The sequence below is a fragment of the Apibacter sp. wkB309 genome (assembly GCF_002964915.1).
GTDB lineage: Bacteria > Bacteroidota > Bacteroidia > Flavobacteriales > Weeksellaceae > Apibacter.
In genome coordinates this window covers 1-15,799 of the sequence record NZ_PSZL01000003.1, presented here as the reverse complement: position 1 = coordinate 15,799, position 15,799 = coordinate 1, and the positions used below count along the sequence as shown (strand labels likewise).

Genomic DNA, 15,799 nt, shown 5'->3' with positions numbered 1-15,799 from the left:
TTATTATTCGTTTAGAACTTAATACAATTTAAAATTCTTTAGCTACTTCATCGATGGATTCTAAAATAATATCACATCCTTTAATAATCTCTTCCGGAGTAATGGTTAATGGAGGCGAAATTCGTAAGAATTCATTTCTGTATAATTGCCAAAAAACGATTAATCCTTTATGCATACATCTTTCAGCAACTTTTAAGCTAAATTCAGGTGATCGCAGTTGCACAGCCAACATTAGACCTCTTCCGTTAATGGAGAGAATTTCCTTATGTTTTAATTTTTCTCTGTATAATTTTTCTTTGCCGTGAACTTGATCCATCAAATCGGTTGTCAATAATTCTTCCATAACCGCACAAGCTGCTGCAGCCGGAATAGGATTACCGCCGAAAGTAGTCACATGGCCTAGTTTAGGATGATCTGCTAAAGTATCCATCATTTCAGCCGAAGCCATAAAGGCTCCTATCGGAATTCCTCCGGCCATACCTTTTCCCATGGCCAAGATGTCGGGAACCAGGTCATACCACTGAAAAGCAAATAACTTACCTGTTCTGCCAAATCCGGGCTGTATCTCGTCTAATATTAGTAATGCTCCGACTTCTTCACATCTGTTTTTTAATTTTTTCAAATAATTATTTTCAGGGGTTATAAATCCTGCCGCCCCTTGAATGGTTTCAACTACTACTCCCGCTGTTTTTTCGGTTACTTTAGCTAAATCTTCTTCTTCATTAAAACGTATAAAATTAATTTGAGGCAATAAAGGCTCAAAAGGCTTTTTATTAGTATCCCTACCGGCTAAACTCAAGGAACCTTGCGAGTTTCCGTGATAAGCATCAATAAACGAAATGATTTCTTGCCTGCCTGTATATCGTTTAGCTAACTTCATGGATGCTTCTATGGCTTCCGTTCCGGAATTGACCAAATAGGTTGTGTGGAGCGGTTCCGGTAAATTTTCCGATAACATTTTACATATCTGCACCGGCTTTTCCATGGCATATTCTCCATATACCATTACGTGTAAGTATTTATCCGCCTGATCTTTAATCGCTTGAATAACTTTCGGGTGGGAATGACCTAAAGTATTTGCCGAAACTCCCGCTACAAAGTCCAGATATGCCTTTCCATCTTTTCCGTATATATAATTTCCTACTGCTTTGTCTACTTCAAAACCTGAGGCATAAAAAGTTGTTTTTGCTTGATATTTAAAAAAATCCTCTTGTAATTTACCCATTTCTCAATGATTTTTACAGGCAAAAATACGGAATATATTGCATCTTATAAATGGTAATTTTTTAATAATTATTTCTTAAAATATTCTTTTTAATATTCTTATTTTCGGTTATTATTATATGATAAATATCATAAAGACGATTCAACTTTAGTTTTTTTTATACCTTTTTTCATCCAATGTTTTTTTAGATATTTTATTATAGTTTTAAATAAATTATTCTGTATAGGTATTTTATGAAAATATTTAAGATTTATTAATTATAATATTTCACTTAAAAACAGTCTCAACACCTATTACTTTTCCTTTTGATAAAACTTTATACCAACCTAAAATACATTTGTTTTTACTACTTTTGTGAAGAATTTATTGATATTATGAATTATGATGTAAAAGTGGGTATTGACGCATTTTCTTTTGATATCCCGAAAATATATTTACCTATAAAAGAATTAGCAATTGCGAGGGACATTGAACCTGCAAAGCTTGAAAAGGGTTTAGGTTTACTTAAAATGTCGCTTCCTGATGTTCATCAAGACGTAATAGTTTTTGCCGCTAACGCTCTAAAAAAATTATTGGAGCAAGAAGGATTGCGCCCGGAAGAAATTAGCCGAATTTATATAGGTACGGAAAGCGGTATTGATTCTTCCAAACCTATCGGATCTTTTCTGGTATCCCTAATGGAAGATCTTTATGGGGAAGGTTCTTTTGAACATTGCGATGTGGTAGACCTTACTTTTGCCTGTATTGGAGGGGTAGATGCCCTACATAATTCATTAGATTATATTCGAGTGAATCCTGATAAAAAAGCGATAGTCATCGGTACGGATTATGCAAAATATGACCTGAATTCTACCGGAGAATATACACAAGGAGCAGGTGCAGTAGCTTTATTATTGTCTGCAGATCCAAGAATCATCTCTATTAAAAATAAAATTGGAATTAGTACAAAAGGGGTTTTTGACTTTTTTAAGCCTAAAAGAAGCTTATCTAAAAAAGAAGTCACTGAAAAAGATAATAATCCGATTTGGTTCGGAATTGAAGAAGACGAAATCAATCTTTTTAAAGAACAACCTATCTTTGACGGTCAATATTCGAATACTTGTTATCAGAATAGACTAAAGGGTGCCTATTTTCATCTTAAAAAATTATTAGGCATTGAAACCACTCTTTATCAACAGTGGAAAAATATAATTGTGCATTCTCCTTATTCTTTTCAAGGGAGAAGAATGTTTTCTGAAATATATGCCTTAGATTCCGATTTAAAAGAATCTTTACCTACTCAAGAAAAGGAATACACCGATAAACTCAAGGAAATAAGTAAAACTCCGGAATATAAATCTTTTGTACAAGAAAAGTTTGCTCCAGCCGAAGTTGCTTCTTCCAATATTGGAAATATGTATACCGGTTCAATTTTTATGGGATTATTATCTACCTTGTATTATCATGTAAAAAACAATTCCGAAATTATCGGAGAAAAGTTTGGCTTTTTAGCTTATGGTAGCGGTTCAAAATCGAAAGCGTTTGAAGGTGTGATTGAAAAGGAATGGAAAACTCAATCTGAAAAGCTTCACTTGTTTGAAACATTAGAACAAACTCAGGCTATTGATATGGATACTTATCATGCTTTATATAAAAAAGAATTAAAAACATCTGTACTTGCTCCTAAAAATGAATATATGTTGGAAAGTATTGAACATGAAAATCCTGTATTACTGGGTGCTAGATATTATAAGTTTAAACAATAAAAAATTATTTAATATAATATAAAAGCCTGAAAATATTCTCAGGCTTTTTTTATTTTTAGGATCATTACCGTTTTATTTAAAAAAACTTAAGACCGTTTCTGTAATATATTTTAGCTGATCATCTTGCAATTCCGTATGCATAGGTAAAGAAATTACTTCATTGATTAGCTTGTTGGTTGCCGGAAAATCTTCATCTTTATAATTTCCGTTATCGTAAGCTTTTTGTTTTCTTAAAGGTACAGGATAGTATATCATTGCAGGAACTTCTCTTTCTGAAAGATATTGCTGTAGAGCATCTCTATCTGAATTAATCACTTTTAAGGTATATTGATGAAATACATGGGTGGAATAATTTTCCATTCTTACAGGAATTACTAAATTAGGGTGATTGGAAAAAGCTTGATCGTAATAGTCAGCAGCCTTTCTTCTCTTTTCATTATAGGAATCCAATAAAGGTAATTTTGCATTTAAGACCACAGCCTGTAAACTATCCAATCTTGAATTTACCCCAATTTCATCATGGTAATATCTTTTGTACATTCCATGATTAACAATTCCGCGTATTTTATGTGCTAATTCATCATTATCTGTAAAAAGGGCACCTCCGTCGCCGTAACAACCTAAATTTTTAGAAGGAAAAAAGGAAGTGGTTCCTATAATCCCCATTGTTCCTGATTTTTTACGAGTTCCGTTTCTAAATGTATATTCTGAACCTATAGCTTGGGCATTATCTTCAATAACATATAAATTGTGTTCATTTGCAATCTGTATGATTTCTTCCATATTTGCACATTGCCCGAATAAATGCACAGGAATAATAGCTTTTGTTTTAGGTGTAATGGCTTTTCTTATGGCATCCGGACTTATAGTAAAAGTATCATAATCTACATCTACTAAAACAGAATTCAGCTTTAACAAGCTAATTACTTCCACGGTTGCTGCAAAAGTAAAATCAGCGGTTATGACTTCATCACCGGGTTGTAGATTCAGAGCCATTAGAGCTATTTGTAATGCTTCTGTACCATTACCGCATGGAATAACATGTTTTACATCTAAATATTTTTCTAAATTTTGAGCAAATGAATTGACTTGTGGTCCATTGATAAAAGAAGCGGTGTTTAATACTTCTTCAAATCCTTTATCTACAATAGGTTTTATATGCTGGTATTGGTTGATTAAATCCACCATTTGAATTTTCTTCATATGTAAAATTTTGAACACAAATTTACTAAATGAATTTGTAATGCCGCTTCTATAAAAAGAAAAACTCTTATTAAAAATAAGAGTTTTTCTACCTCATCTACTATTTTATAAGAGTAATTTACTTTTGCTTTTGTTGGGTTTGTTCTTCTACTTGATCTAATTGTTGAGGTGTAATCTGCATAGGTGCTTGATTTTTTACATCTTTAGGCATTGGTTTAAAATCTACCAATTCCACTTCAAATATTAGAGCTTGATTAGGACCCGCAGGACCATTTTCCCCATAGGCTAAGTCTGAAGGCACATATAATATGTATTTGGCTCCTTTAGACATCAATTTAACCCCTTCTTTCCATCCGGGTACCACTCTTGCTAAAGGAATATCTGCCGGTTTACCTTCGGTTTGTTTTTTAGAATCTTCAATCACAGAACCATCGGTTGTTTTCAATACATAATTTACGGATACCATATCTTCATCGGTTGGCTTTGCTCCGTTTCCTTCTTTTTCAACTTTATATTGTAGTCCTGAAGCTGTAGTTTTAACTCCTTCTTTCTTTTTATTTTCTTCTAGGAATTTTTTACTTTCTTCTGCATTTCTTTTTGCTATTTTTTCCAAATGTTTAGGAACATAAACAGTCATAAAAGATTGTATGGAATCTTCTGAGAATAATAATTGTTTACCCTCAAATTTATCTTCCATGGCTTGTTTAATAATATTTACATTTAAATCTTTATCAAACCCTTGAATTTTAAAATTACGAGCAAGATCTAAGCCAATTGCATAGGCTGCTTTTTCATCATCGGTATTTAATTTTGTAACTCTTTGTCCTTCCTTATTACATGCAACAAGGCTGATACCTGCTAATGCCAGTAAAATTGTTTTCTTTATCATTGTGTTAAATAGTTAAATATAATTTTTTTTAATTGGCTGAGTTTTCTGTATTATCTTCCGGTTTTTTGAAATCCACTAATTCAATATCAAAAATCAATACAGAATTAGGTCCTATATCCATTCCCGCTCCATTTTCTCCATAAGCAAGTTCAGAAGGAATGAAAAATCTATACTTTGACCCTTTGGTCATTAAGGCTACCCCTTCTGTCCATCCTTTAATTACTCTGTTTAATTGAAATTCAATTGGGTTGCCTGCATTATTTTTATCTGTCGAATCAAATATTTTTCCATCTAGAAGTTTACCGGTATACTTAACTTTTACCATATCATCTTCGTTGGGCTTTTCATTAGATTTGCTTTTTTCTAAAACCTCATATTGCAACCCTGATGCAGTAGTAATTACTCCTTTTTTCTTTTTATTTTTTTCTAAAAAAGCTAATCCTTGAGTTTTATTCAGTTCTCCTTGTTCTTTTCTTTTCTTTTCAAATTCCAGTCTTTTTTTTGAAAAATATTTCTGCATAAAGGAATTTACAGAATCCATAGGGAAAATCGATGGTTTACCGGCTAATTCATCCCTAAATGTCTGATTAAATATATTAATATCTATATCTTGTAACATATCTTGTTGTTTTAAACTTTGAACAATATTATATGCTAAAGAATACGACAATTTTTGTTTATCTGTTTTTAATTCAATTTTATCTTGTGCAGAAAGTGATAATGAGCAAACTATACCTAATAATGCAACGATTTTATTTTTTTTCATTCGTTTGAAATTTATTATTTTTTATTCTTGACCTTCTAATTTTTATACTGAATAATATAACATTTAAATTATTTTTTCCAATATTATAAGTACCCTGCAAATATCCGATAATTTATTGAAACACGAATATAAATTTTAGTTAATATTCTATAAAAAAGAATTTATTCTTTTTTAATCGGTAAAAATCTTATAAATAAGTGTTGTTCATTATATTTTTTCAGTAATTTTAAAAATCTAATCGAAAATCATTTCTTAATTTCTCTAATAATGGATTTTCCTTTACCATTTTTTCATATTTATCTTTATCTGTTAGAAGGATCGTTTTTTGAGTTTCCTTAATTCTATATTTAAAATTAATGGAATAATTATTTACCTCTTTTTTCAGTTTTTGAAAAATATCTTCACGTAAGTGTTCAAATTCGTCATAAGCTGAATTGGAAGGAAATTCAAAAAAAATAGTATGATTCGGCTTAACACTGCATTGAGTCGTATTTAAAACACTATATAAAACCGGTTGGTTTTTTAAAGTTTCCAAATAGGTATTCCAAAAACTCTTTACTTGATCTTCAGTAAAATCGTCTTTATCTCTTTCGGAAAAATCTAAATTAACTACCTTTTCTTCTTTTTGAGAAGCCGTGTGAAGCGATCCCTTTATTGAAAGAAATGATCCTTTTTTAGTTTGATTTCTCAAAGGTTTTCCACTTTTTACAATTGGTTTTAAAGGTAAATTATTTTCAACTTTCACCTGAGAATTACCAACTTTTTCTATCTGTTTCTCTTCCTCGGATTTTATGGTTTGGGGTGATAATTTATTTTTCTGCTTTGCAAGAAGATGATTAGGGGGTGGTATTATCCTAAACTTTTTTTTTTAGTTGTGGGAGATTCACCAGCTGTTAAAGATGCCAATTGCATTAAGGCTATTTCAATGGATAGTTTAGGACTTTTACTATTCCTAAAGTTTATATCAGCCTGATGACAAATTTCAATAGCGTCTATCAAAAATCTGGATGAGCAATTTTGAGCTTGTTGCAAATATTTTTGCTTGGTATTGTCTCCTACTTCCAACAGGGAGATTGTTTGAGGATTCTGTGCTACCATTAAATCTCTAAAATGACTTCCTAATCCTGAAATAAATAATTGTGGATCAAATCCTTTTTTTATAATATCATTAAAAGCTAATAGTAATCCCGGAATATCATTTTTTAAAGCTAAATCCGTTATTTTAAAATAATATTCATAATCAAGAATGCTTAGGTTTTCTGTAACAGACGCAACTGTTAAGTTTTTTTGAGTAAAAGTAACGAGTCGGTCAAACATAGAAAGAGCATCGCGTAATCCCCCGTCTGCTTTTTGGGCGATAATATACAATGCATCTTCTTCATATTGAATGCCTTCTTCTTGAGCTATTTTTTTTAAATGATTGTTTATATCGTTAACTTCAATTCTCTTGAAATCGTAGATCTGACATCTTGAAAGAATGGTAGGAATAATCTTTTGCTTTTCTGTTGTTGCCAAAATAAAAATGGCATGTGCAGGTGGCTCTTCCAATGTTTTCAAAAAAGCATTAAAAGCAGCATTAGACAGCATGTGCACCTCATCAATAATATATACTTTATACTTTCCTACTTGAGGAGCGTATCGCACTTGTTCAATCAGATTCCGTATATCGTCTACGGAATTATTGGAAGCTGCATCTAATTCAAATATATTGAATGCAAAATCATTCTCATCAGTCTCTCCGTATTTTTCATTAATTTTTCTAGCTAAAATACGGGCACATGTTGTTTTACCTACTCCTCTGGGTCCACAGAAAAGCAAAGCCTGAGCTAATTGATTATTATCAATGGCATGTTCCAAAGTATTGGTTATGTGACTTTGCCCTACAACAGCATCAAATTCTAAAGGTCTATATTTTCGGGCTGAAACTACAAAGTTTTCCATGAGTGAACAAAGTTACTAATTTTCTGCTTTTTCTGTTAATTTTTAGATAGGTTTCTCTGCACAATCGTTACATAACCCATGAATAACTATATCTAATTTTTCAGCAATAAAACCTTCAGGAATGCTTATATTCGGCGTTTTTACAGTCCGCATACAGTATATTTTTTTGCAATTTTTGCAACAAAAATGCATATGGCTGTCAGCATGTTGCTCCTCAGAACAATTATCCATACATAAGGCATAAACAGTTATATGTCCATCATTTATAGTATGCAATAATCCTTTTTTTTCAAAAGTCTTTAAAGTCCTGAATAGAGTTGTTCGATCAGAATAATCAAAACCAGACTCCAAATCCGACAAGGATAAAGCGGTATTTTGTTTTAGAAAATAATCTAAAACCAATAAACGCATGGCTGTGGGATTTATATCTTTTTGTTTTAATATATTTTCTAAATCATACAACATACTACATTCTTTCCGGTGCCCCTATACCTAATAGACTTAACCCGTGTCTAATCACATTTCCGGTCCACTGGGTTATTGCCAAACGCAGTTGTTGCTCTGATTCATTTTCGGCATCCAAGATACGATTACTTTGATAAAAAGAGTTATATTCTTTAGAGACATCGTAAATATAATTGGCTATTAATGCGGGATTTAAATCTGCAGCAGATTTTTCAATTAGTTCCTCATAGGAGGATAATAGTATGATTAATTTTTGTTCTGCTTTATTTAATTCTTTATCTTTAATTTCTAAGGTTTGCTTTGCGGCTTTTCTCAGCACGGAACAAGTCCGGGCATACGTATATTGGATAAACGGACCGGTATTTCCGTTGAACTCGATACTTTCATTAGGATCGAACAAGATTCGTTTCTTAGGATCAACTTTCAAAATAAAATATTTTAAAGCGCCTAAGCCAATAAGTTCATTCACTTGTTCTTTTTCATTTTCTGTGTAGCCTTCTAATTTTCCTAATTCGGAAGTTTTTTTAACTGCTTCTTGATGCATTTCTTCCATTAATTCATCAGCATCAACCACCGTACCTTCTCTTGATTTCATCTTTCCACTTGGTAAATCTACCATTCCGTAGGAAAGATGATATAATTTATCTGCCCATTGATACCCTAATTTTTTTAAAATTAGAAACAATACCTGAAAATGATAGTCTTGTTCATTTCCTACTGTATAGATTAATTCATTAAGATGATAACGGGTAAATCTTTCAACGGCTGTTCCTAAATCTTGTGTAATATAGACAGAGGTTCCGTCTCCTCTCAACAATAATTTTTGATCTAATCCCTCTTCTGTTAAATCTGCCCAAACAGATCCATCTTCTTTTTTAAATAAAATTCCTTTTTTAAGTCCTTCTTCAATAACATCTTTTCCCAGCAAATAGGTATCACTTTCATATTGGATTAAATCAAAAGAAACTCCTAATCTTTTATATGTTTTCTCGAAACCTGAATACACCCAACTGTTCATCTCTTTCCACAAAGCTTTTATTTCCGCATCGCCGTCTTCCCAGTTTTTCAACATTTCTTGAGCTTCTAAAAGAATGGGTGCTTTTTTCTTTGCTTCATCTGCATCCATTCCCGATGAAATTAAAGATTGTATTTCATCTTTGTATTTTTGATCGAAAATAACATAATATTTTCCTACCAAATGATCTCCTTTGATTCCTGTTGTTTGTGGAGTTTCTCCATTTCCATATTTTTTCCATGCCAACATGGACTTGCAAATATGAATGCCCCGATCATTAATTATTTGTCCTCTCAACACCTCATTTCCTGCTGCTTTTAAGATGTTACTAATTGAAAATCCTAATAAATTATTTCTTATATGTCCTAAATGAATTGGTTTATTGGTATTCGGAGAGGAATACTCAACCATTATTTTTTCAGTTTGCTTTTTCGTAAGCTTAAAATCTTCAACTGAATATTTTTCTTTTAATAATTGAGTAAAAACGGTCGGATTTAAAGAGAGGTTAAGAAAGCCTTTAACTACATTGTAAGCAACAAATTCCTCTTTAGCTGTAAGATATGATCCTATTTTATTGGCTATTTCCTCCGGCTTCTGTTTCACTAGCTTAACAAAGGGAAAAACCACTAAAGTATAATCTCCTTCAAATTCATCTTTAGTTATTTGTATTTCAACATCTTCAACTTTTTGTTGAAATAAGTTTTCAATTGCTTGTATACTTTGTTCTTTTATATAAGACTTTAGGTTCATTGTTTTTAATTACTAGTGAATGTACAAATTTAGGCATTTCCCTTAAAAGTGTAACTTTTTATCCTACTTCAATTAACACGAATATGATGACGCATTTTTTTTCAATGTATTATTATATTTAAAGACTATTTATAGCGATAATTCATAGTAGACTTATTTAAATTTACATGCTTATTATTTATAAAAACTTCAAATTATAAATAATAAATATTTCTTGAAGATATAATCTATTAATAATCAATCATCAATAGTTTGTCATATATTCTTATGAATAGGCTTGCTTGATTACACCATATTTTTATAAAAAAATATCTATATTTCAATAAGATATTTATAACTTGAATTAGTCTGTTTCATTTCGGCCAGATGAGAGGGTAAGCGGTCAAAACTGCTGACTTTTTGATCTCTCAACTTTAATTTACCTGTACTGATTTGTTGTAAAAGGTTTTCTCCATCAGTCATTAATTGAACCGTTTGTTTTTCCGATGCAAATCTGTGAAATGCTCCCAAAGCGATTTCATGTAAGGAAACACAAGTTGTAAATGGAGGTAAAGGATTAGTATCTACTCTCCCTTGTATGGCAACTATATGTCCATAATAGGCTGCTAGATCTAAAAGTTGAGAAGCATGATTTCCACTAACTGTGTCAAAAATAACATCAAAGTTACTTCCGGGTTGAGCCTCTTTTATTTCATTTTTCCAATCATCATTTTTATAGTCGACTGCTTTACTAACTCCCATCTTATAAAATTCGTTATGATGTTGGAGATCGGCAGTTATATAAACCTTAGCTCCTGCATTCAGAATTAATTGAGTAAGAAAATATCCTACTGATCCTCCTGCTCCACTTATTAGTACATTTTTATTACCTATATCCGGAATTTTCTGCATAGCCTGCCAAGCGGTTAAGGAGGGACAAGGAAATGCTGCGGCTGCATAATCACTAAGTTTTTCAGGAATATGCATAATGCGATTCCCTTTAAGAATAGTATGAGTGGAAAAACTGCCTGCTTGGGTAAGATCAGAATGATAACATACTCTTGCACCGATTTGTATACGCTTCATTTTCTTTCCTGTTTTAATAACAATACCGGCACCATCTACTCCGGGAATTTGATCTTTTACCCATGAAGGATTGCCGGATGATATCAGTTTCCAATCAACCGGATTAAGTCCTATAACAGCATTTTTAATGAGTACTTCATCATCTTCAACTTCTCGGATTTTATATTCTTTACAAATTAAATCTTCCGGTTCTCCTCTATGCTGCCAACACCAAGCTTTTGAATATATCTCGTTCATAATTATTTGTCAATTTATATAGATTTATAAATGATATGTAAACTGCTCAACTTAAATTAGGATTTTATCGAAACCTACACTTTTATACTTTAAAGAATTTATTCTGCAAAAGGTCCGGATATTAAATTGGTAAGAACTCCTTTAGGATCATTTACTAGTGATTTATAACTGAAAAATATACTTCCTTTAACTTCTGGAAATTCACGATTATAATATACTTGCTCAACAAGTTCATTCGGATTTTTCCATTGATTGACTCTATAGGCCGCCATTCCTATATACAGTTTGGTGTCTGTTTCTTTAGCCATACTGCTCCACCATTCCACTAAAGTGGCATAATCGGCAAGATTATGTCCTCGATGCCAATATAACTGAGGAGCTACATAGTTTAACCACCCTTTTCTCATCCAAAGTAAAACATCAGCGTACAAATCGTCATAATTTTGTAATGCTTTGGTTTTCGATCCTAAAGGATCATTATTTTGATTTCTCCAAACACCAAATGGGCTAATTCCAAATTCTATATCTTTATTTTTGGATTTAATGCTCTTATATAATTTTTGTACAAAAGTATTAATGTTGTCTCTTCTCCAATCTGCTTTACTGGCAAAAGTTACCCCATATTTAGTATAAGCCGTAAAATCAGGATAATCGAGTTTACCCACTTTATAGGGATAAAAATAGTCATCCAAATGAATACCATCTACTTCATAGTTATTAACTACTTCCATAATAGACTGTATTACATAATCACGTACTTCCGGAAGACCCGGATTTAGATATAATTGATTGGCATATCTAACCACCCAATTGGGATGCTTGAATGCAATATTATCAGTAGCCAATGAGCTCCAATTGGCATTGGCTGCTGAAAGTCTAAAAGGATTAAACCAAGCGTGTATTTCTATATTTCTTTTATGTGCTTCTTTAACCATAAATTCAAGGGGATCGTACCCCGGATCTACTCCTTGAGTTCCTGACAAATAACCCGACCAGGGACTTAATTTAGATGGATATAAAGCATCGGATGCGGGTTTCACCTGAACAATAATGGCATTCATTTTCCATTTTTTGACATTCTCCAATAAGGTTATAAATTCTTCTTTTTGCTGTTCGGCAGGTAAACCGGGTTTTGAAGGCCAATCTATATTTAAAAATGTAGCCACCCATACGGCCCTGAATTCTTTGTTGTTTTTTTCTTCATTCTCTTCTTCAACAGGCTCATTAGTACCGGCAAAAATTAATGTTAATGATAAAAAATGTGCTACAATCAAAAATAATTTTTTGCTTTTCATTTATTTTATTATTTATTACTTAGAGAATTCATTCAATTTATTTATAAATTTTTTTTAATCATCGATTTTGAAAATTAAGATTCACTTTCAAAAATTTCAGCTTTTGATATAAGATCATCAGGCAAAGTTTTCTTAGCTTTTGCACCCATTTTTTTTAAATTATGTATTTGAGAGACAAGATTACCTCGCCCTTCTACCAACTTATTCATAGCGTTTCCATATTCATTTTTAGCCTCATCCATTTTTTTCCCTATACGCAACAAATCTTGTAGAAATCCTTCAAATTTATCATACAAATTACCGGCAGTTTTAGCTATTTCATATGCATTTCTTTGTTGCTTTTGGTTATTCCACATACTATCAATAGTTTTCAAGGTTGCTAAAAGAGTAGACGGAGTAACTATAACAATATTTTCTTCGAAGGCTTTGTTATATAAAGATGATTCATAATTTAAAGCTAAAGAAAAAGCCGTTTCAATGGGGATGAAAAGTAATATAAAATCTAATGAATTTTCTGCATACAACCCTTGGTAATTTTTAGATGAAAGTTGATCAACATGTTTTTTTATAGAATTTATATGATCTTTTAAATGAAGTTTTTTTTCTTCTTCATTATCATTGTTTATGTAACGTTCATAGGCTATTAATGAAACTTTGGAATCTATAATCATCTTTTTATTATCAGGAAGATATATTACTACATCGGGGATATACCGTTTTCCATCTTCAGAACTCAAGCGTTCTTGTATAAAATATTCTCTTCCTTTTTCTAATCCCGATTTTTCTAAAACTCTTTCTAAAACCAATTCTCCCCAATTTCCTTGAATTTTTGTATCTCCTTTAAGAGCTTTAGTGAGATTTTCAGCCTCCTGAGAGATTCTTAAATTTTGGTTTTGTAAATAATGTAATTGTTCTTTTAAAGATGCATAGATCCCTATATTTTCTTTTTGGCTTTCTTCCACTCTCTTTTCAAAAACGGAAATTTTCTCTTGTAAGGGATCTAAAAGTGTTTTTATATTATGCCTGTTTTGTTCTGTAAATTTTTCAGTTTTTTGTTCCAGTATTTTACTTGCTATTATCTCAAATTCTTTCCTAAAATTATCTTGAATTTCTTCAATCTCTAATTTTTGCTCTTTATTTTTATGCATTAGGTTTTCAAAATCGGCATCTTTACGAGCTAATTCAAGCAATAATTGTTCTCTTTCCTTTTTTATTTTTTCCTTTTCAAACAACTCTTTTTCTTTTAGTTCTTCACTTTTACTTAAACCGGCATGTAAAGCTTTTATCTTTTCATTTAAAAGAATTTTTTCGGAATTAATGGATGAATCATTAATTTTTTTTCCGATATATATTCCTATTAATAAAAAAATGATACTAAATAGTAAAACCAAAAATATTTCAATCATAAATATAAGAGTACAAAAATGGATGTTTGAAAAATCAAGTTCTACTTACGTTTTAAATATTATTTTTTACTTCGTAAGTTTTCTGTATAAAATTTGAGAAAATAGGGAATGGTTTCAATTCCTTTATAAAAGTTAAATAATCCGTAGTGTTCATTAGGAGAATGAATAGCATCACTATCCAATCCAAATCCCATTAAAACGGATTTTGCTCCCAATAATTCTTCAAATAGAGAAACAATAGGAATACTGCCCCCGGTTCTGTAGGGTAAAACTTCTTTATTAAAGGTTTTTTCCATAGCCAGTTTAGCTGCTTTATATCCGGGATCTGAAGAGGGTAAAACATACGCATTACCTCCGTGATGAGGGGTGACTTTTACTTTAACACTTTCCGGAGCAATGGATAAAAAATGTTTTGTAAACAATTCAGTTATTTCCTCAGGATTTTGGTCAGGAACTAACCTCATGGATATTTTAGCATGAGCTTTTGATGGAATAACAGTTTTAGCTCCTTCTCCTGTATAACCTCCCCAAACACCATTTACATCTAAGGTAGGTCGTATAGATGTTCTCTCTAACGAGTTATATCCTTTTTCCCCTTGCGTCCCTTTTAAACCGATTGATTTTTTAAACTCTTCTTCATCAAAAGGAATTTTATTTAATTCTGCCCGATCTTCAGGAGATAATTCTATTACCTTATCGTAGAAGCCTTTAACTGTAATTTTGCCGTCTTTATCAATTAACGAAGCGATCATATCAGAAAGCACGTTAATAGGATTAGGAACTGCACCACCATATAAACCTGAATGTAAATCTCGATTAGGCCCTTCTACTTCAACTTCTACATAACTTAGACCTCTTAAACCGGTTGTAACTGTGGGAACTTGATTTGAAAAAATATGTGTGTCTGATATCAATATAATATCACATGAAAGTTTGCTTAAATTTTCTTTTAAAAAATTCCCCAAATTGACAGAACCTATTTCTTCTTCTCCTTCAATAATTAATTTAACATTACATGGTAAAGAATTTGTTTTAATAAGAGACTCAATAGCCTTTACATGCATAAAGAATTGACCTTTATCATCAGCAGACCCTCGAGCATAAATTGCACCTTCCGGATGTATGTTTGATTTTCTTATTACAGGATCAAAAGGATCGGTTTCCCAAAGATTCAAGGGATCTGCAGGTTGTACATCGTAATGACCATAAATTAAAACTGTTGGTAAATCGGAGCTAATAATTTTATCAGCATAAACAACCGGATTCCCTTGTGTTTTACATATTTCAACATTCACAAATCCGGATTCTTTTAAATTATTAGAAATACTATTGGCACATTTTATTATGTCATTAGCATATGCAGAATCCGCGCTAATAGATGGGATTCGTAATAAATCAAATAATTCGTCTAAATATCTTTGTTTATTTTCTATTTGGTATTGAAAAGCTTTATCCATTTATTTATTATTATAGTAACAAATATATAAATAAAAAAACCGCTTCCAGGATAGTTTTTGAAATTAATAAATAAGAAGAAGTAATAAACAGATAAAAAGAAGGTAACCAAAAACCACTCCAAACAAAAACAAAAAAAGCCTTGTATAATTCTATACAAAGCTTTCTTTTTTAAAAAACCGGCGGCTACCTACTCTCCCGCGTTTGCAGTACCATCAGCGCAAGTAGGCTTAACTTCTGTGTTCGAAATGGGAACAGGTGAGCCCTACCGCTATAACCACCCTAAATATCTTAATGGGATTTTATATAAATTTGTAAACGCTTACGGCCAATTATATTAAC

General features: G+C 31.6%; 13 protein-coding genes and 1 rRNA gene. 1 reads left to right on the top strand and 13 read right to left on the bottom strand.

Translation table 11 applies throughout. From position 1 onward, the window contains the following. Positions 1-28: 28 nt before the first annotated feature. Complete coding sequence (locus C4S75_RS03280) at positions 29-1,225, bottom strand: aspartate aminotransferase family protein (protein ID WP_105296904.1); 1,197 nt, start codon at positions 1,223-1,225, stop codon at positions 29-31. A gap of 374 nt (positions 1,226-1,599) precedes the next feature. Here C4S75_RS03280 and C4S75_RS03275 point away from each other — a divergent pair, with 374 nt between their 5' ends. Then, the gene (locus tag C4S75_RS03275; RefSeq protein ID WP_105296903.1) at positions 1,600-2,970 is read left to right on the top strand and encodes a hydroxymethylglutaryl-CoA synthase family protein; all 1,371 of its coding nucleotides are present in this window, start codon (positions 1,600-1,602) and stop codon (positions 2,968-2,970) included. A gap of 72 nt (positions 2,971-3,042) precedes the next feature. On the opposite strand, the gene C4S75_RS03270 is transcribed toward C4S75_RS03275, so the two are convergent. From C4S75_RS03270 to rrf, 12 genes are all read right to left on the bottom strand, one after another. Then, positions 3,043-4,173, bottom strand: a complete 1,131-nt coding sequence (locus C4S75_RS03270; RefSeq protein ID WP_105296902.1) for a DegT/DnrJ/EryC1/StrS aminotransferase family protein — start codon at positions 4,171-4,173, stop codon at positions 3,043-3,045. Between the two features lie 118 nt (positions 4,174-4,291). After that, complete coding sequence (locus tag C4S75_RS03265) at positions 4,292-5,062, bottom strand: FKBP-type peptidyl-prolyl cis-trans isomerase (protein ID WP_105296901.1); 771 nt, start codon at positions 5,060-5,062, stop codon at positions 4,292-4,294. A 28-nt stretch (positions 5,063-5,090) separates the two neighbouring features. Further along, complete coding sequence (locus tag C4S75_RS03260) at positions 5,091-5,828, bottom strand: FKBP-type peptidyl-prolyl cis-trans isomerase (RefSeq protein WP_105296900.1); 738 nt, start codon at positions 5,826-5,828, stop codon at positions 5,091-5,093. Between the two features lie 226 nt (positions 5,829-6,054). Next, positions 6,055-6,573, bottom strand: a complete 519-nt coding sequence (locus tag C4S75_RS03255) for a hypothetical protein (RefSeq protein WP_105296899.1) — start codon at positions 6,571-6,573, stop codon at positions 6,055-6,057. Between the two features lie 104 nt (positions 6,574-6,677). Beyond that, entirely contained in the window at positions 6,678-7,769 is a 1,092-nt protein-coding gene (gene dnaX / locus C4S75_RS03250) for a DNA polymerase III subunit gamma/tau (RefSeq protein WP_105296898.1), read from the bottom strand. Positions 7,770-7,811: 42 nt separating this feature from the next. Beyond that, complete coding sequence (locus C4S75_RS03245; RefSeq protein ID WP_105296897.1) at positions 7,812-8,234, bottom strand: Fur family transcriptional regulator; 423 nt, start codon at positions 8,232-8,234, stop codon at positions 7,812-7,814. Position 8,235: 1 nt separating this feature from the next. Further along, positions 8,236-9,999, bottom strand: coding sequence for an arginine--tRNA ligase (gene argS, locus C4S75_RS03240; RefSeq protein ID WP_105296896.1), 1,764 nt, complete (start codon positions 9,997-9,999; stop codon positions 8,236-8,238). A 312-nt stretch (positions 10,000-10,311) separates the two neighbouring features. Continuing rightward, complete coding sequence (locus C4S75_RS03235; protein ID WP_105296895.1) at positions 10,312-11,301, bottom strand: zinc-binding dehydrogenase; 990 nt, start codon at positions 11,299-11,301, stop codon at positions 10,312-10,314. 98 nt (positions 11,302-11,399) lie between these two features. Further along, positions 11,400-12,596, bottom strand: coding sequence for a glycoside hydrolase family 10 protein (locus tag C4S75_RS03230; RefSeq protein WP_105296894.1), 1,197 nt, complete (start codon positions 12,594-12,596; stop codon positions 11,400-11,402). 74 nt (positions 12,597-12,670) lie between these two features. After that, positions 12,671-14,002, bottom strand: coding sequence for a DNA recombination protein RmuC (locus tag C4S75_RS03225; protein WP_105296893.1), 1,332 nt, complete (start codon positions 14,000-14,002; stop codon positions 12,671-12,673). A gap of 59 nt (positions 14,003-14,061) precedes the next feature. Then, a complete protein-coding gene (locus C4S75_RS03220) occupies positions 14,062-15,459 on the bottom strand; it encodes a dipeptidase (protein ID WP_105296892.1) in 1,398 nt (465 codons plus the stop codon). Between the two features lie 175 nt (positions 15,460-15,634). Further along, positions 15,635-15,742 (bottom strand): 5S ribosomal RNA (gene rrf / locus C4S75_RS03215). Between the last annotated feature and the right edge of the window lie 57 nt (positions 15,743-15,799).